19 protein-coding genes are annotated in these 18615 nt (G+C 37.6%); all 19 read right to left on the bottom strand.

From position 1 onward, the window contains the following. Positions 1-25 precede the first annotated feature (25 nt). Positions 26-1420: an ATP-dependent protease ATPase subunit HslU gene (hslU, locus tag ASO14_RS10640; RefSeq protein WP_068454896.1), complete on the bottom strand. Its 1395-nt coding sequence runs from the start codon at positions 1418-1420 to the stop codon at positions 26-28. Further along, positions 1417-1962: an ATP-dependent protease subunit HslV gene (gene hslV, locus ASO14_RS10645; RefSeq protein ID WP_068454899.1), complete on the bottom strand. Its 546-nt coding sequence runs from the start codon at positions 1960-1962 to the stop codon at positions 1417-1419. The genes hslU and hslV overlap by 4 nt, the downstream gene beginning before the upstream one ends. A 20-nt stretch (positions 1963-1982) precedes the next feature. Further along, positions 1983-2882, bottom strand: a complete 900-nt coding sequence (gene xerC, locus ASO14_RS10650; RefSeq protein ID WP_068454902.1) for a tyrosine recombinase XerC — start codon at positions 2880-2882, stop codon at positions 1983-1985. Between the two features lie 263 nt (positions 2883-3145). After that, positions 3146-4456 carry an FADH(2)-oxidizing methylenetetrahydrofolate--tRNA-(uracil(54)-C(5))-methyltransferase TrmFO gene (trmFO, locus tag ASO14_RS10655; RefSeq protein ID WP_068454905.1) on the bottom strand — a complete coding sequence of 437 codons (1311 nt, stop codon included), beginning with the start codon at positions 4454-4456 and terminating at the stop codon, positions 3146-3148. Positions 4457-4607: 151 nt separating this feature from the next. Further along, the gene (gene topA, locus ASO14_RS10660; protein ID WP_068454908.1) at positions 4608-6695 is read right to left on the bottom strand and encodes a type I DNA topoisomerase; all 2088 of its coding nucleotides are present in this window, start codon (positions 6693-6695) and stop codon (positions 4608-4610) included. A gap of 94 nt (positions 6696-6789) precedes the next feature. Further along, the gene (gene dprA / locus ASO14_RS10665) at positions 6790-7680 is read right to left on the bottom strand and encodes a DNA-processing protein DprA (protein ID WP_068454911.1); all 891 of its coding nucleotides are present in this window, start codon (positions 7678-7680) and stop codon (positions 6790-6792) included. Positions 7681-7798: 118 nt separating this feature from the next. After that, positions 7799-8701, bottom strand: coding sequence for a succinate--CoA ligase subunit alpha (gene sucD, locus ASO14_RS10670; protein WP_068454914.1), 903 nt, complete (start codon positions 8699-8701; stop codon positions 7799-7801). Positions 8702-8718: 17 nt separating this feature from the next. After that, positions 8719-9879 carry an ADP-forming succinate--CoA ligase subunit beta gene (gene sucC, locus ASO14_RS10675; protein WP_068454917.1) on the bottom strand — a complete coding sequence of 387 codons (1161 nt, stop codon included), beginning with the start codon at positions 9877-9879 and terminating at the stop codon, positions 8719-8721. A gap of 171 nt (positions 9880-10050) precedes the next feature. Further along, positions 10051-10329: an EscU/YscU/HrcU family type III secretion system export apparatus switch protein gene (locus tag ASO14_RS10680; RefSeq protein WP_068454921.1), complete on the bottom strand. Its 279-nt coding sequence runs from the start codon at positions 10327-10329 to the stop codon at positions 10051-10053. Next, positions 10326-12329, bottom strand: coding sequence for a hypothetical protein (locus tag ASO14_RS10685; protein ID WP_068454924.1), 2004 nt, complete (start codon positions 12327-12329; stop codon positions 10326-10328). The genes ASO14_RS10680 and ASO14_RS10685 overlap by 4 nt, the downstream gene beginning before the upstream one ends. A gap of 7 nt (positions 12330-12336) precedes the next feature. Beyond that, positions 12337-13107 (bottom strand): ribonuclease HII, encoded by a 771-nt coding sequence (locus tag ASO14_RS10690; RefSeq protein WP_068454927.1) that lies wholly within the window; start codon positions 13105-13107, stop codon positions 12337-12339. Between the two features lie 104 nt (positions 13108-13211). Then, positions 13212-14066 carry a ribosome biogenesis GTPase YlqF gene (gene ylqF, locus ASO14_RS10695; RefSeq protein WP_068454930.1) on the bottom strand — a complete coding sequence of 285 codons (855 nt, stop codon included), beginning with the start codon at positions 14064-14066 and terminating at the stop codon, positions 13212-13214. 16 nt (positions 14067-14082) lie between these two features. Next, positions 14083-14649: a signal peptidase I gene (lepB, locus tag ASO14_RS10700; RefSeq protein ID WP_068454933.1), complete on the bottom strand. Its 567-nt coding sequence runs from the start codon at positions 14647-14649 to the stop codon at positions 14083-14085. Positions 14650-14766: 117 nt separating this feature from the next. Beyond that, positions 14767-15111, bottom strand: a complete 345-nt coding sequence (rplS, locus tag ASO14_RS10705; RefSeq protein ID WP_068454936.1) for a 50S ribosomal protein L19 — start codon at positions 15109-15111, stop codon at positions 14767-14769. Positions 15112-15247: 136 nt separating this feature from the next. Continuing rightward, positions 15248-15985, bottom strand: coding sequence for a tRNA (guanosine(37)-N1)-methyltransferase TrmD (gene trmD / locus ASO14_RS10710; protein WP_068457516.1), 738 nt, complete (start codon positions 15983-15985; stop codon positions 15248-15250). After that, complete coding sequence (gene rimM, locus ASO14_RS10715) at positions 15985-16500, bottom strand: ribosome maturation factor RimM (RefSeq protein ID WP_068454939.1); 516 nt, start codon at positions 16498-16500, stop codon at positions 15985-15987. The genes trmD and rimM overlap by 1 nt, the downstream gene beginning before the upstream one ends. A 64-nt stretch (positions 16501-16564) precedes the next feature. Further along, the gene (locus tag ASO14_RS10720; protein WP_068454942.1) at positions 16565-16798 is read right to left on the bottom strand and encodes a KH domain-containing protein; all 234 of its coding nucleotides are present in this window, start codon (positions 16796-16798) and stop codon (positions 16565-16567) included. 32 nt (positions 16799-16830) lie between these two features. Continuing rightward, positions 16831-17103 (bottom strand): 30S ribosomal protein S16, encoded by a 273-nt coding sequence (rpsP, locus tag ASO14_RS10725; RefSeq protein ID WP_068454945.1) that lies wholly within the window; start codon positions 17101-17103, stop codon positions 16831-16833. A 156-nt stretch (positions 17104-17259) separates the two neighbouring features. Beyond that, on the bottom strand, positions 17260-18615 hold the full coding sequence (gene ffh, locus ASO14_RS10730) for a signal recognition particle protein (RefSeq protein ID WP_068454948.1): 1356 nt from the start codon (positions 18613-18615) through the stop codon (positions 17260-17262).

Raw genomic sequence — 18615 nt, forward strand, 5'->3', positions numbered from 1 at the left:
TTGTTTGTCCAATTTACATTATAAACTATAAGATAAACTCTGACAAATCTTTGTCCTCAGCAATATCACCTAATTTTTGCTCTACATAAGCTGGCGTGATATCAATATGTGCTGGTGAGATATCTGAAGCTTCAAATGATAATTCTTCTAATAACTTTTCTAAAATAGTGTGCAGACGGCGTGCACCAATATTATCCGTCTCTTGATTTACTTTTGAAGCAATTTCAGCTAACTTATCAACTGCTTCATCTGTAAAGTCAATTTCAACACCTTCTGTTGCTAAAAGTGCTTTATATTGTGTAATTAGTGAATGATGTGGTTCTTTTAAAATGCGTACAAAATCTTCTTTTGTCAGCTTATCTAATTCAACGCGAATCGGGAATCGTCCCTGTAATTCTGGAATTAAATCAGATGGTTTTGACATGTGGAATGCACCTGCTGCGATAAATAGCATAAAGTCTGTACGGACACTACCGTATTTTGTATTCACAGTTGAACCTTCAACAATTGGTAAAATATCACGCTGTACACCTTCACGTGACACACCAGGACCACCACTATTACCTTTTACAGCAATCTTATCGATTTCATCAATGAAGATAATTCCTGATTGTTCTGCGCGTCGAACAGCCTCTGCCGATACTTCATCTTCATCGATTAATTTATTTGCTTCTTCAATTGTTAATAAACGACGTGCTTCTTCCACTGTCACTTTACGTTTTTTCTTCTGTGATGGCATCATATTTGACAGTAAGTCTCCAATATTATTACCACCCATATCCATACCTGGCATACCTGTAAAAGCACCTAGCATATTGGAAGGTTGCTCTGTCACTTCGATCGTTACAATCTCTTGTTCAAGTTTCAAAGCTTTTAAATCTTCTGCCACTTGAGAACGTTTAACACGAATTTGTGGATCATCTTCAGTAGCTTCTTCTTGAGGTTGTTGACCACCAAATAACATTTCGAATGGATTCGTCGTATTTGCTTGCTTTTTCTTTTTGAGACTTGGTACAAGTAATTTCACGATTTTTTCGTTTGCTAATATTTCTGCTTCGTCTTTTACTTCTGCACGTTTTTCCTCTTTTACAAGGCGAACAGACACCTCGACTAAATCACGTACCATCGATTCTACATCGCGTCCCACATAACCGACTTCTGTGAATTTTGTTGCTTCAATTTTTAAGAAAGGTGCTTTAACTAATTTTGCAATTCGTCGTGCAATTTCTGTTTTACCAACACCTGTTGGTCCAATCATTAAAATATTTTTCGGTACAACTTCTTCGCGCATTTCTTCAGATAGTAGTTGTCTTCTATAACGATTACGTAATGCAACCGCTACAGACTTTTTTGCATTCGTTTGACCGACAATATAACGATCGAGATACTCTGTCATTTGTTTTGGTGTTTGTTCATTCATATGTCTAAGTCCTCCAAAATAATATTATGGTTTGTAAAGACACAAATATCTGCAGCTATATTCAGTGAAGCCTCTGCAATTTCTCTTGCTGTCATTTGTTCACCTGCATATTGTTTTAAAGCTCTACCTGCTGATAACGCATAATTCCCACCTGAACCGATTGCTAAAATCCCGTCATCTGGTTCAATTACTTCTCCAGAACCAGACACAAGTAGTAATGTATCCTTGTTCATTACAAGTAAAAGTGCTTCTAATTTTTGTAACATTTTATCGCCGCGCCATTGCTTGGCTACTTCTACAGCTGCACGTTGTAAGTTACCATTGTACTCAACTAATTTACCCTCAAACATTTCAAAGAGCGTAAAAGCATCTGCTACAGAACCTGCAAAACCAGCAAGCACTTGTCCATTAAACAATCGTCTTACTTTTCTTGCTGTATGCTTCATTACAACTGAATTTCCGAGTGTTACTTGACCGTCACCAGCCATTGCACTCTGCCCTTTATGTTGGATTGCAAAAATCGTTGTTGCATGTAATTCCATATTGCTCACTCCTCGTCATTTTACGCTCTTGGATGAGCGTTCATATAGGTATTGCGAAGATGTTCCTTCGTGACATGGGTGTACACCTGTGTAGATGATAAGCTTGCATGTCCAAGTAGCTCTTGCACTGTACGTAAGTCTGCCCCTTGATTTAATAAATGTGTGGCAAATGTATGACGAATCATATGTGGATAAATCGTCGTCGTTAATTCTGTTTTTTTTACCATCTCATTCAAAATATACCGTACACCACGAGCAGTTAGTGGCTCACCTCTCATATTAACAAAAAGCGAATCATGTTGCTGTTTCTTCATTAAAATAGGACGCGCATCGGTCACATACAGTTGCAAAGCTTCGTGTGCAAATTGTCCAAAAGGAACATATCGTTCTTTTCTCCCTTTCCCCATTACGCGTAAAATACTTAATGAAAAATCAACATCTTTTAATTGAATCGATGTTAATTCACTTACGCGAATGCCTGTTGCATATAATAACTCCAAAATTGCGAGTTCTCTTTTCTCTTTAGGTGTTTCCCCTTCATTTGCTTCAAATAGCATTTTCAATTCTTCCTCATAAAAAAAGCGTGGTAGTCGACTTTCTTTTTTAGGATGATAAAGCGATTGGAAAGATGCATCATTCAACTGAAACTCACGGTTTAAAAAGCGAAAGAACGAACGAATAGACGAAATCTTTCGTGAGATTGTCGCCCTTGCTTTTTCTTCGTTGTATAGTTGTGTGACAAACAAACGCGCATGTACATATTCTACTTCTTCTAGCGTAGTTACTTGTTCTTGTTTTAAAAATGAAAAGAATTCTTGTAAGTCTTGTTGATACGCTTCAGATGTTAGAGCAGAATAGTTTTTCTCCAACTGAATATATGTAATAAATTGTTGGAGTGCTTCATGTTGACTAATACGCATTTGAACACCTCGTTTTCCATACTTTCTTTTATTTTCGCATTATCAGAAAATAAAAGAAAGTCAAAGCACTTCAAATTATATTGACTATGCTAATTTTCTGTAGATTTACGGCGTTTTCGTGAACTGTACTAAAAAAGGACATGCCATTAAATAGCACACAAGTCAAAAACACAATAAAAAAGCCTAACAAAGTATATCAACTTTGCTCGGCTTTATCAAATCTTTTTCTAATACAAACAAATGTCCGTACTAGGTGGACTTTTTTACAATTTTTCGGACTCAATATATGCTTCAATACTTGCTAAAGCACGTTCAGCATGTTTTTCGCCGCGTTCTTGTTTTGAGCGAATTTTTTCACCAAGTGCTGGGAATAAACCGAAGTTTACATTCATTGGTTGGAAGTGTTTTGAATCTGCTTCTGTAATATAGCGCGCCATACTACCAAGCGCTGTTTCAGCAGGGAAGATTTTTAAATCTTGTTCCATTGCCATACGCGCCGCATTAATCCCTGCAATTAGACCACTACCAGCTGACTCTACATATCCTTCAACACCTGTCATTTGACCTGCAAAGAATACGTTCGGTTGTGATTTTAATTGATATGTCGGTGCTAATACTTTTGGTGAGTTGATGAATGTATTACGGTGCATGACACCATAACGAACGATTTCAACATTCTCAAGTCCAGGAATCATTTGGAATACACGTTTTTGCTCGCCCCATTTTAGATGCGTTTGGAAACCTACTATATTATATAGTGTTCCAGCTGCGTCATCTTGACGAAGTTGAACAACGGCATGTGGACGTTTGCCCGTTTTAGGATCTTCTAAACCTACTGGCTTCATTGGACCAAATAGCATCGTTTTCGGACCACGTGCTGCCATTACTTCAATTGGCATACACCCTTCAAAATACTTCTCTTTTTCAAATTCTTTTAAAGGTGCTACTTCTGCTTCAATTAAAGCTTGTTGGAAAGCATTAAATTCTTCTTCGTTCATTGGGCAGTTTAGGTATGCTGCCTCGCCTTTATCATAGCGTGATTTTAAATACACTTTATCCATATCAATGCTATCTTTTTCAATGATTGGAGCTGCTGCATCATAGAAGTACAGATAGTCTTGTCCTGTCGCCTCTTGAATAGATTTTGCAAGTTCTGGTGATGTTAACGGACCTGTTGCAATTACGGTAATACCATCTTTCGGAATCTCAGTTACTTCCTCATGAATCACTTCAACAAGCGGGTGATTTTTCACTTTTTCTGTTACATAGCCAGCAAACTCATGACGGTCAACTGCTAAAGCGCCACCTGCTGGTACTGAACAAGAATCTGCTGCTTCAATAATAATTGAATCAAGTTTACGCATTTCTTCTTTAATTACGCCAACTGCATTTGTTAAGTTATTTGCGCGCAATGAGTTTGAACATACAAGCTCTGCGAATTTATCTGTATGATGTGCCGGTGTTTGTTTTACTGGACGCATCTCATAAAGTTTTACTTGAATACCACGTTTGGCAATTTGCCATGCTGCTTCACTACCTGCTAAACCAGCACCAATTACATTTACATATGTCATGGATTGTACGACCTACTTTCTCTACTTCTTAAAATAAAATGTTCTTGCTTACTGTATCATAAAAATGGCTTAGCTTGAAAGTGTTATTTACGCGAAATATTGTTCCTAACATAGAAAAAGAAGCCGTTTAAAAACGACTCCTTCTTTTGTTTTATTGTGTCGGTTCTTCTTTGTAGTCACAAGACGTACATTGAATTTGAACACCTTTTTTGATTTTCTTTTCAACAAGCATTTCGTTACATTTCGGACATGGACGACTGATTGGTTTATCCCATGATACAAAGTCACAGTCTGGATAACGATTACAACCGTAGAAGATACGTTTTGTTTTACTCTTACGCTCAACAATTTCGCCTTCTTTACATGTTGGACATTTCACACCAATTTCCTTCACAATCGCTTTTGTGTTACGACATTCTGGGAAGTTGCTACATGCCATGAATTTACCGTATCGACCTAATTTGAATACCATCGGATGACCGCATAATTCACAGTCTTCTCCTGCAGGTTCATCTTTGATTTCGACTTTTTCCATCGCTACTTCCGCATGTTTCAAGTCTTTTTCAAAGTCTTTGTAGAATTCATCAATGACTTCTACCCACTGCTTTTGTCCTTCTTCGATTAAGTCTAAGTCATTCTCCATCTTCGCTGTAAATTCTATATTCACAATGTCTGAGAAGAATTCAAGCACTAGACTATGCACAATTTCACCTAGCTCCGTTGGTACAAAGCGCTTTGTTTCAAGTGTGACATAACCACGCTTTTGAATTGTATCTAGCGTTGGTGCATACGTAGATGGACGACCTATACCTAGCTCTTCTAACGTTTTAACAAGACGTGCCTCTGAAAAACGTGGTGGTGGCTGCGTGAAATGTTGTTTCGGTTCAATTTCAACCGTTTTAACAAGATCGCCTTGTTCCATCGGTGGTAATAACTTATCTTTAGATTTTTCTTCTTTTTGGTCATCTGAACCTTCGATATATACCTTCATGAAACCTGGGAACTTCACTTGTGAACCAGTTGCACGGAATAGTAAATCACCGTTTTGTAAGTCTGCTGTTACTGTATCTAATACAGCAGAAGCCATTTGACTGGCGATGAATCGTTCCCAAATTAAACGGTATAAACGAAGTTGGTCACGAGATAAAACTGTTTTTAATGTATCCGGATGACGCATTGTTGATGTTGGACGAATTGCTTCATGGGCATCCTGTGCCTTTTCAGATTTTTTCGCTTGTTGTTCAACAGGTGTTGTATATTCTTCACCATAATTTTCAAGAATGTATTCATGCGCTTCTTTTTTCGCTGTTTCTGAAATACGCGTTGAGTCTGTACGCATGTAGGTAATTAACCCGACAATGCCACCTGCTTTTTTACCAAGGTCAATTCCTTCGTATAATTGCTGTGCTAACATCATCGTTTTCTTTGCTCTAAAGTTTAATTTACGCGCTGCTTCTTGTTGTAAAGAAGATGTTGTGAATGACGGCGCTGCATTACGCTTACGCTCACGCTTTAAAACTTTTGTTACTTCAAAATCTTCACCTTTGATTTGTTTTAATATGTTTTGAACTTCGGCTTCATTTGTTAATTTAATTTTATCGCTTGTCGTACCATAGAATGCTGCATCGAATACTTTTTTACCTTTTTCAAAAGAAGCTTCGATTGACCAATATTCTTCTGGTTGGAAGTTTTTAATTTCGTTTTCACGGTCAATAATCAGACGCAGTGCAATTGATTGAACACGACCTGCTGACAAACCTTTTTTGACTTTCTTCCATAGTAAAGGACTAATATTATATCCAACAAGACGGTCTAAAATACGACGTGCTTGTTGTGCATCAACTAAGTCTAAATCGATTGGACGTGGATGTTTGAATGATTCTTTGATTGCATCTTTTGTAATCTCATTAAAAACAACGCGACAATCTGATTCAATATCAATATTTAAAGCAGTTGCTAAATGCCAAGCAATCGCTTCTCCTTCGCGGTCTGGATCGGCTGCGAGATAGATTTTTTTTGCTTTTTTAGCAGCTGTTTTTAATTCCTGTAAGACAGGACCTTTGCCTCGAATTGTAATATAACGCGGTTCATAGTTGTTCTCTGTATCAATTCCTGTTTGGCTACGTGGTAAATCACGCACATGACCAATGGAAGCTTTTACTTTATATTTTTTTCCTAAATATCGCTCGATTGTTTTTGCTTTTGCGGGCGATTCCACTATAACTAAATAATCCGACATGTGTTTGCCCCCTTGTAGAGGTGAAGTTTCATATTTTGAAAACAATTACCTGTTGCAAAATGTATAACAGAAAATCAAGTTTTGCAACCATTTTTCATTTTCGTGATGAATTATTCTTCATTTCTTCTATTATTTGTTGCCCATGTAAAACAGGCGTTGCACCCTCATATATCAACTTATTCGGACCTGCAGAGAGGGGTGAAAAAATATCTCCAGGAACTGAAAAAATATTTCTACCGTGATCCAAACCATATTCAACTGTACTCATTGTTCCACTCTTTAATTCTGCTTCAGTTAGTACAATACCATCACTCAGTCCACTTATGATGCGATTTCTTTTCGGAAACTGCCACTTTTGAGGTGGCATATGCGGTGGATATTCTGTTAAAACGAGATGTTTTTTTTCCATTTCTAGCTGCAATGTTTTATGTTCCCTCGGATAGTGATAATGTAAACCATTTCCTAAAACAGCTATAGTATTGCCTAAATGAGCGATTGTTGTCTCATGAGCCATTCTATCTGCCCCTCTCGCTAAACCGCTTACAATCGCGATATTTTGCGAAATAAGAGGTGGTATGATAGCTGTTAAACATTTTTGTGAATAATTGGTAGCTTTTCTTGAACCAACTATAGCGATTTTTTTATATTTTTGCAATAACGTTATGTCACCTTTACAGTAAAGCATCGCGGGTGGATCATACACATTTAGTAAAGAAATAGGATAGTGTTCATTATAAAATGGGATTGGGACTATCTGCTGTTTTGCATAAAAAGCATGCCAGTCTGTTTGGTAAACTTGATGAAATTCTGCATGAAGTTGTATTGCTTGTTTTAATGTAATTTGAAAATAGTATGCAAGTTGTGAGGGTTTCATATGAGGGAGGGTTTCAAGTTCTGGATCTACTTGTAATAAGGGGTACAAGCGATTCAGTGGGTACTGACGCACATAATGTAGTGCGTGAAGTGCCGCGTCAAATGAATGCATGGCATTCGCCTCCTCTTCATATAAAGATGACCTGATTTCTAGCAACGAAAAACAGGAACCGCTTGCGCAAGATTCCTGTTTACTCGTAGCTAAAATAATTAGCTCATCTATTTACATCTTAATGTGTTTTACACTTTTCGTATAGACCTTTTTCTTTGATAACTTTAATAAATGTTTCACCGATTGCTGCTGGTGTTGGTGCAACTTCAATACCGGCTTCATTTAAAGCCTTGATTTTGTCAGCTGCTGTACCTTTACCACCTGAGATAATCGCGCCTGCGTGACCCATACGTTTTCCTGGAGGTGCTGTTTGACCACCGATGAAACCGACAACTGGTTTTGTCATGTGATTTTTAACGAATTCAGCTGCTTCTTCCTCAGCTGTACCGCCAATCTCACCAATCATTACAACACCATATGTTTCTGGATCTTCTTCAAATGCTTTTAAAACATCCACGAAGTTTGTACCGTTTACTGGGTCTCCACCAATACCAACTGCTGTCGTTTGGCCAATTCCAGCTTCAGTTAATTGATGTACTGCTTCATACGTTAATGTACCAGAACGAGATACAACACCTACATGACCTTTTGTATGGATGTATCCTGGCATAATACCGATTTTACACTCATCTGCTGTAATAACACCTGGGCAGTTTGGTCCGATTAAACGTGTTTTCTTGCCTTCCATATAACGTTTCACTTTTACCATATCGATTACAGGAATATGTTCTGTAATACAGATCACCATATCTAATTCTGCGTCTACAGCTTCTAAAATTGCATCTGCTGCGAATGGTGCTGGTACATAGATTACGGATACGTTTGCACCAGTTTCTGCAACTGCATCTGAAACAGTATTGAATACCGGAACACCTTCAACTACTGTGCCTGCTTTACCTGGTGTAACACCTGCCACAATTTTTGTTCCATATTCAAGCATTTGCTTCGTATGGAAAAGAGCTGTAGAGCCTGTAATCCCTTGAACTAACACTTTTGTATCTTTATCAATAAAAATAGCCATTTTATAGTCCGCCTCTCTTATCCAACAAGTTTTACGATTTTTTCTGCGCCATCTGCTAATGATGAAGCTGCAGTAATATTTAAGCCTGATTCATTTAGAATTTCTTTACCTTTTGTTACGTTTGTACCTTCTAAACGCACAACAAGCGGTACTTCTAATCCTAGTTCTGAAGCTGCTTTTACTACACCTTCAGCAATTACGTCACACTTCATAATCCCACCAAAGATATTAACGAAAATACCTTTAACTTGTTGGTCAGAAAGGATAATTTTAAATGCTTCTTTTACTTTTTCAGCAGAAGCACCGCCCCCAACGTCCAAGAAGTTAGCCGGTGAACCACCGTAGTAACTAATTGTATCCATAGTAGCCATAGCTAAACCAGCACCATTTACCATACAACCAATGTTACCATCTAATGCGATGTAACTTAAATCGTATTTTGATGCTTCAATTTCCTTTTCATCTTCTTCATCGTAGTCACGTAACTCGACGATATCTTTATGACGATATAATGCGTTGCTATCAAAGTTAAATTTCGCATCTAATGCGATTACCTCATCATCACCTGTTACAGCAAGTGGGTTAATTTCTAAAATTGATGCATCTTTATCAATGAATGCTTCGTAAATACCAAGCATTAATTTCACAGCTTTATTTACTAGGTGTTTTGGAATGTTGATATTGAACGCTAAACGACGTGCTTGGAAACCTGTTAAACCTACCACTGGATCAATTACTTCTGTGAAGATTTTTTCTGGTGTTTCTTCAGCGACTTCTTCTATGTTCATACCGCCTTCTTCGGAACCCATTAATGTAACGCGTGATGTTTGACGGTCTACGACTAAACTTAAGTAATATTCTTTCTTAATGTCTGAACCTTCTTCAACATACAGTCGTTTCACTTCTTTACCTTGTGGACCTGTTTGATGTGTTACAAGAACTTTTCCTAATAACTCTTTCGCATAAGCACGTACTTCTTCAAGGTTGCGCGCAATTTTAACACCGCCTGCTTTACCTCGACCCCCTGCATGTATCTGAGCTTTTACTACCATAACATCTGAGCTCAGTTCTTTCGCCACATTCACTGCTTCCTCTGGAGAAAAAGCTACGCGTCCTTTCGGAACCGCCACCCCGTATTGGCGAAGAATTTCTTTACCTTGATATTCATGGATATTCATCAAATTGCCTCCCATCTCAATTGTAAAGCATTGCTACTTCTCCTCCATTGTATTAAATATTCAAAAAGTTGTCCACAATCTATTTTATGCTAAAATATCATTCAATATACGTCTTTTTTCTAAAGTAATGTAAAAAAACACTGATTTTCGCATAAAAAATCAGTGTTTTTTTTATTTATTTTTACCATTAATTTGGTCTAATTTGTAAATAAATGCAAATACTTCCGCTACAGCTTGATACAGTTCTTCAGGGATAGATTCATTTAGATTTAACTGTCCTAATAACTGTACTAGGTTTGGATCCTCTTGAATTGGCACACCACTTTCTTGTGCTTTGTTCAAAATAGAGTCCGCAACAAGCCCCTTTCCCTTCGCAATGACTTTTGGTGCTTCTGATTGTTCAGAATTAAATGATAAGGCGACAGCTTCTTTACGATTTTCTTTTTTCATATTCTAAAGTCGACCCCTCCATCTTCACTTTTGCCGATGATTTTCGACTGTTGTTTAACAGTTGGTTTAGGCTCATCGAACTTTTTCAGAAAAACACCTGAAAGGCGATAATCTTGCTCTGCTAATCGAGCCTTTAACACCTCTTTTAAAGGGTCAATTATCCCTTGACTTTGCTGATTTTCAGTATAAATATTTAGCGTCACAACGCGACTTTGCACTTGCATATCTATAACCGTTTCATGCAGATTTTCAAGATGTAAATAGAACATAATTCGTGCAAAATTTGAGTCTATTTTCCCATCTTTATTCTTGCTTCCTGACCACTGCAATGTCGCATCAATTCGTTTTCCGAAGAATTGTAATGGGATTTGCATAACGATTTGTTGCTGTTGTCCTTGATCCATTGACAGTAATTGTTGTCCATTCATACGTCCAATTACTTGCTCTGCTAAATTTCTTGTCGAATTTGTGACATTTTCATGGACAAGGGCATGCATGAGTGATTTCAATGTCGATGAGAGCTGCGCCTGCTCTGGGTTCGATTGTAAAATGTTCGCTTCAAGACTCAATCCAAGCTCACTTAGTGTCTTTTTCATGGAAGCTTGTACAGCATGTCCAGATAATTGGGTCATTTGCAGATTTTCAACATCTTGTAACATTTGCTGTGCAAAAGGTGTCGATTGTTGCTGCAATGTACGTGTTAGATTTTGCATAAGTGAACTTAACTGGTCTTTTGAAACGCCTAGTAATTGGCTTAATTGACTTGTTGCTTCTTCTGTAGGTTGTAAACCAACTTGTGTTGAAAAAGCAGTTACAAGCGCTTTAAAGACGTTTTCAGCCCCATTCTTCTGCACTTGTCCTAATTGTGCAATCACTTCTTGTTTTTGTTGCATTGTTAAAGTTGGATTCTCTGCAACAGCAGTGGCTAATTTTTGAATAATCGCTGGTTGCGTTTCAGCTGTTGCGTTTTTCAGTTGGCTCATCAACTGAGGAATACTCTCCTTCGCACTTGCTAGTTGTGTTGTGACTTCTTGAATGACTTGCGCTTGATTCGATGCACTCGGCGCTAATTGCATACGCGTAATCGCCTGCTGAATCGCTTGTTGTTGATCTTTTGTTAAAGTCGGATGTTGTTGAATCGCTTGCGATAAGTTTTGCAAATTCTCTTTCGTCATCGGCTGTTGTAACAATTGACGAATGGCTTCATTCGGTTCCGTCTTAAATTGTTGAAATAACTGTTTTACAATGTCAGTCGTTTCCGCTTTTGCTCCAACACCCGCTTGTTGTAAAATTTGCCCTGCTTCTGGTGTATTACTACCAAGTAATTTTCCAAGTGCAATATTTCCAGTTTGTTCACTTAAAGGTGACTTCAGCTGTGCCAACTGTTGTAAGATCGCTTCTTTTAATTGAGATGCTAATTGTGTATCTAGTCGAATTGATTGCTCTAAATTTCCAAGTAAATTTGTAAAACCACCTTTTAAACTCCCTTCCATAACGGCTTGTAAACTTGTTGATGTCATGGGTAGTTTCAATTCAATCATCTTTTGTAAAGCATCCAATGCTTGAGGTCTTTCAGCACCATTTGCACCTTTTAATAATTGTTCCGCTGCTATTAATTGCTCTTTATTAAACGGAATATTATTTTTAACTAATTGCGACACAATCTGTTGCATCTCTTTTGTTTGTGGCAATTTCATCGTATCAATCATTTGTTTAGTTTGATCCATTAAGGATGCTTTTTCATCAACTGGACCACTAACCATTTTTAACGTTAAATCGGGCGTTGTTGCGGTTACTTGAAAGAAATGTGTATTTCCTGCTTGCATTGGTGTTTCAAGTTTCGCCATCATCTTCTGACCGCCAATATTAATTTCAGCTTGTTGATTTGGATACAATTTTTTAATAGTTCCGTGTAACACTTGTCCTTCCTGCATCGAAACAGGTTGCGCAGTATTCGCAGCTCCTTGAATTTGCCCCACATTCACACCAGATAAATTCATAGTTCTCTCACTCCTTTTGTAACATCGATTTAATTGGTTCAAATGTCTTACGATGAATCGGTGTCACACCTAAATGTTGAATGGCTTCTAGATGTTGTTTTGTGCCATAACCCGCATGTTTCGCAAATCCATAGCCTGGATACTTTTCATCCATTTGTTCCATATAATGATCACGCGCGGTTTTCGCTAAAATAGAAGCTGCAGCAATCGCTAAACTTTTCGCATCTCCTTTAATAACCGATTCTTGTGGAATTGTAATATCCAATGTCATCGCATCGGCTAATACAAAATCAGGTTGAATTGATAAACCTTCAATTGATGCCTTCATCGATTGTCTTGTCGCTTCGTAAATATTCAATGTATCAATTGCTTCTTCTGATTGAAAGTGAATATAACTTGCAAGAGCATGTTCTTCAATGAGTCGCATAAATTGTTCTCTTTTTTCAAGTGATAGTTTTTTCGAGTCATTTAACCCAATTAATGCATCACATTCTGCTGGTAAAATAACTGCCGCAGTCACAACAGGTCCTGCTAGTGGCCCACGACCTGCTTCATCCGTTCCTGCAATGTATGCTCCTTCATGTGTACGATAGGCATCATCAAATTGAATTTTCGCTTCATGTTCTTGTTGTAGCTTCTCTCTTTTTTCTTGCTGACGTTTCCAAGATTGCAATCCTTTCTTTACACCTTCTCGTTCATCTTGTTCAAGTTCCGTCATCCATTCTTGCCATGTATGTTCTTGTGCTAACGCTTCTTTAATCGCTTTAATTGTCTTCATCTAATTCCCTCTCATCTAACTTTTCTATCGGTTCTTTTTCTTATTTTTATATAAAAAAACTGCCCTCTCGCTTTATTATAGCGAAAGAACAGCCTTAGATTGCATTATTCATAATCTTCGACGAAATCGAATGTTAATTTTCCTAAATGCTCATTACGAATATCGCGTACAATTAATTCTGATACTTGATCATAGTCGATTTCTCCACCTGCTGCTTTTACATTACGTAAACGTCCGATATGATCGAATGTCTCCACCACTTCTTCTGCAACAGTTGTAATTTTATAGCGTTCTTCTAAACGAGTTGGATAGTATTTTTCTAAGAAACGTAATCCATAAATCGCTAAATCATCCATGTTCGTAATCGTATCTTTAATCGCGCCTGTCAAAGCTAGCTTATAACCTACTTCTTGGTCTTCAAACTTCGGCCATAAAATCCCTGGTGTATCAAGTAATTCAAGTTCTTTTTCAACTTTAATCCATTGTTGTGAACGCGTCACACCTGGTGTATTACCTGTTCTTGCGATATTTTTCTTCGCTAAACGGTTAATCATTGTCGATTTACCAACGTTCGGAATCCCAACAATCATCGCACGAATAGCACGTGTTTTTAAACCTTTTGCACGCATACGATCCCATTTTGGCTTCAGCACTGCTTCTGCTGCCTTTACAACACGCTTTAAACCTTTTGAATCAAGCGAATTGACCGCAACAACATGATGTCCTTTATCTGTGAAATATTGGACCCAACGCTTTGTTTGTACTTCATCAGCCATATCTGCTTTATTCAAAATAAGTAAACGATTTTTTTGGTGAATAATATCATCTAGCATTGGATTACGTGATGACATGGGTAAACGCGCATCGATTAGTTCAAATACGATATCGACTAGCTTTAAATTTTCTGTTACTTGACGGCGAGCTTTCGCCATATGCCCTGGGAACCATTGAATGGTCATTCTCTCACTCCTACATCTATTTCACTAAGCCAAATTGATCGAGTGGCCAGAAAACGATACTCGCTTTACCGATAATTTTGTTCTCTGGAATGAGTCCGATATGTCGACTATCTTTACTATTACGTCGATTATCACCCATTACAAATACATATCCTTCTGGTACTCTGTCTTTTTGTACATAGTCTTGTAATTGAAAATCTTCTGTTAATGTGCCACCATCTTGAATGGCTTTTTTAAATTGTTGTAAATAAGGTTCGTCAATCGCCTTACCATTCCGATATAATACATCATTCTTGTATTCAATCGTATCACCCGGCAAACCAATTACACGCTTAATATAATCTCTTTTCTCCGGAGCGTGGAAAACGACAATATCGCTATGATGAATATCGGAAATCTTGTAAGAAACTTTATTCACAACCATTCGATCACCACTGTGTAAAGTAGGCATCATCGACTCCCCATCTACGACAATCGGTGTAAATAGCACATAACGAATGAAGGCTGCTAATGCAAAAGCGATAATTAAAGCTTTCGTCCATTCCCATAGCTCATTCTTTTCTTTCTTTTGTTTCGTTTCCATAGCGCGCCTCCCTCTACATTCTATACTCATTGTACAAGGATTTCTTTTTACAGGCAAAAAGAAAAGCACTATCCAAAAGAAATCGATTGGATAGTACTCTCTTTAACAGCTAAGAAATTAGCGAATTTCTTTGATACGAGCTGCTTTACCACGTAGGTTACGTAGGTAGTATAGTTTCGCACGACGTACTTTACCGCGACGAGTAACTGTTAAGCTAGCGATTTTCGGTGTATGTACAGGGAATGTACGTTCTACACCAACACCGTAAGAAATTTTACGCACTGTGAAAGTTTCGCTAATACCGCCACCACGACGTTTGATTACAACGCCTTCGTATTTTTGGATACGTTCGCGAGTACCCTCAACGATTTTAACGTCGATGCTTACAGTATCACCAGCACGGAATGCAGGGATGTCTGTACGTAATTGATCTTTAGTAATTTCTGTAATAATGTTTGACATTTTATTCTCTCCTTAGACAGATGCTCTTATAGATCGCTCTTGGTTGCTACAGCGGAACATCGTAATACGGCATTCCTCATAGGAAATGCATTTTAAATACTATCATACTTCAAAGTCGCTTGCAAGCTAATATACTTTACAGCTTTGAATTATTTTTTAATTGTTTTAAATAAGCTTGTTGCTCTTTTGTCAATTCAATGTGTTCAAGCAAATCTGGGCGACGTTCAAATGTTCTTTTCAACGATTGTTCCATACGCCATTGCTCAATTTTTGCATGGTTTCCTGACATTAATACATCTGGAACTTTCATGCCGCGAAAATCTGCAGGACGTGTATAATGTGGATGCTCAAGTAATCCTGTTGAGAACGAATCATTGACGTGAGAAGCTTCTTGTCCTAAAACCCCTGGAAGAAGGCGTACGACACTATCAATGACCGTCATAGCGGCTAGTTCGCCACCTGTTAATACAAAATCACCAATCGAGATTTCATCGGTTACAAGGTACTCTCGAATACGCTCATCATAGCCTTCATAGTGACCACATAAAAAGATTAAATCTTCTTCCTTAGCCAATTCTTCTGCTTTCTTTTGATCGTAGCGCTCACCTTGCGGACACATTAAAATAATGCGCGGCTTTTTACCTTGTGCGACTAAATCTTCTACTGCATGGAAAAGAGGTTCTGGCTTCAGCACCATTCCTGCACCACCACCATAAGGATAATCATCTACTTGATTATGCTTATTTTGTGAAAAAGAACGAAAATCTGTCACATTCATTTGTACAGCGCCTTTTTCTTGTGCTTTCTTTAAAATAGACGAACCGAAAACACCTTCAAACATATCAGGGAATAACGATAATACATGGATATTCATCATGATAATAAGCCATCCATCAGTTCAATTGTGATGCGTTTTTCATCAACATCGACTTCTTTCACAACGTCTAAAATGACAGGGATATAATGCATTTTGCCATTTACACCTTTAACTGTCCAAACGTCATTTGCACCTGTTTGAAGAATCTCTGTAATCTCACCAATCTCATTATCTTCTTCATCGAATACCGTACAACCTACGATTTCGTGATAGTAGAATTCATCATCACCAAGATCATCTAAATATTTTTCGTGAATTTTTAATTCCGAACCTTTGAATTTTTCTACATCTTGGATGAATGGATATCCTTCAAATGTTAGTAAGATAAAGTTTTTATGCGCACGTGCAGAAGCCACTTTTACGATTGTTGGTTTTTTTTCACCTGGAATAAAAATACCTAATTCTGCGCCTACTTCGTAACGTTCTTCTGGGAAGTCTGTTTGCGAAATGACACGTACCTCACCACGAATACCATGTGTATTGACGATTTTTCCTACGTTAAACCATTCCATTGGATACACCTCTTTTAATTTTTTTAAACAAAAAAGGAAGGAACATAAGCTCCCTCCTTTTCTGCTAATCTTGAATATCGACGTATGTCTTCTTCATGCGGTGACTGCTTGCGGCTGAGTAAACAATTGCACGAATTGCTTTTGCAACGCTACCTTGTTTGCCAATGACCTTTCCGACATCACGAGGATTTACAGAAAGCTTATAAACAATTCGATTCGAACTCTCTTGAACAGTAATGTTCACATCATCCGGAAAATCGACTAAAGGTTTTACGATTGTTTCGATCAGTTGTTCCACAAATGTCACCCCCGATTATTTAAAAAGTAATATTAGTTACCTTTTTTTGAGTTATGGAATTTTTCCATGATTCCTTGTTTTGAGAACAAGTTACGTACTGTATCTGATGGTTTCGCACCGTTACCTAACCAAGCTAAAGCTTTAGCTTCGTCGATTTTAACTTCCTCAGGAGAAGTTAATGGATTGAAAGTACCGATTGTTTCGATTGAACGACCGTCACGTGGTGAACGTGAATCAGCAACTACGATACGGTAGAAAGGAGCTTTGTTAGCACCCATACGTTTTAAACGAATTTTAACTGCCATGTTTATTTTGCACCTCCGAATAAGTTTCACACAAGATAGTATAATATCAAGCTTTCGATTGTTTGTAAAGTGTTTATTCTTAACACACATTATTTTACCTTAAATCAAATGAAATTACAATAGCTTGTAAAGTATTTTTTCTTAACACACATTATTTTATTTAAATAATGAATCCATTCCCGGTAATTTGAACTTTTTCTTATTCTTAGTCGACATACCTGTCATTTGCTTCATCATTTTTTTCATTTCATCAAATTGCTTAATGAGACGATTTACTTCTTGAACCGTACAACCTGAACCTTTTGCAATACGCTTTTTGCGACTTGCGTTAATAATTTCAGGGTTGGTTTTCTCTGCAATCGTCATCGATTGAATAATGGCTTCGATATGATCAATTTGTTTATCATCAAAATTAATATTATCTAAGCCCTTCATTTTATTCACACCTGGAATCATTTTCAAGATATCTTCTAATGGTCCCATTTTTTTCACTTGAGCCATTTGCTCTAGGAAATCATCAAATGTAAAAGTTTGTGTTTTAAACTTTTCTTCTAATTCTTTTGCTTTATCTTCATCTACTTGTGCCTGTGCTTTTTCGATTAATGATAAAACATCACCCATACCTAAAATACGTGATGCCATACGCTCTGGGTGGAATGTTTCAAGCGCATCCATTTTTTCACCCATACCGACAAATTTAATCGGTTTTTCAGTTACTGTACGAATAGATAGCGCCGCACCACCACGTGTATCACCGTCTAATTTTGTTAAAACAACACCTGTGATGCCAACTGCTTCATTAAAGCTGTTCGCAACGTTGACAGCATCTTGACCTGTCATTGCATCCACAACTAAGAAGATTTCATCTGGCTCTTTTAAAGCGCGAATATCTTTTAATTCTTGCATGAGATTTTCATCAATGTGCAAGCGACCAGCTGTATCGATAATCACAACATCGAGATGTTCTTCTTTGGCATGTTCTAATGCTTCTTTAGCAATATCAACTGGCGATACTTCTGTACCTTTTTGGAATACAGGAATACCTAATTGCTTACCTAGTGTTTCTAATTGCTTTACAGCTGCTGGACGATAAACATCGGCTGCTACAAGCAACGGTTTTTTATTGTATTTTTTACGTAATAGATTTGCTAATTTACCTGTAGTTGTCGTTTTACCGGCACCTTGTAAACCGACCATCATAATAACAGTTGGTGGTTTCGTCGCAAATTTAACAAGACTTTGTTCGCCACCCATTAAATTCGTCAACTCATCTTGTACAATTTTAATAACTTGTTGACCTGGTGTTAAACTTTTCATGACGTCTTGACCAATTGCACGTTCACTTACAGTTTTAACAAATTGTTTTACTACTTTTAAGTTAACATCGGCTTCGATTAAAGCGAAACGAACTTCGCGCATCATTTCTTTAACGTCTTGTTCGTTAATTTTACCCTTCCCTTTAATCTTTTGAATCGTACTTTGGAGTCGCTCTGCTAAACCCTCAAAAGCCAT

It is taken from the genome of Kurthia sp. 11kri321, from assembly GCF_001534765.1.
Taxonomy (GTDB): Bacteria; Bacillota; Bacilli; order Bacillales_A; family Planococcaceae; genus Kurthia; species Kurthia gibsonii.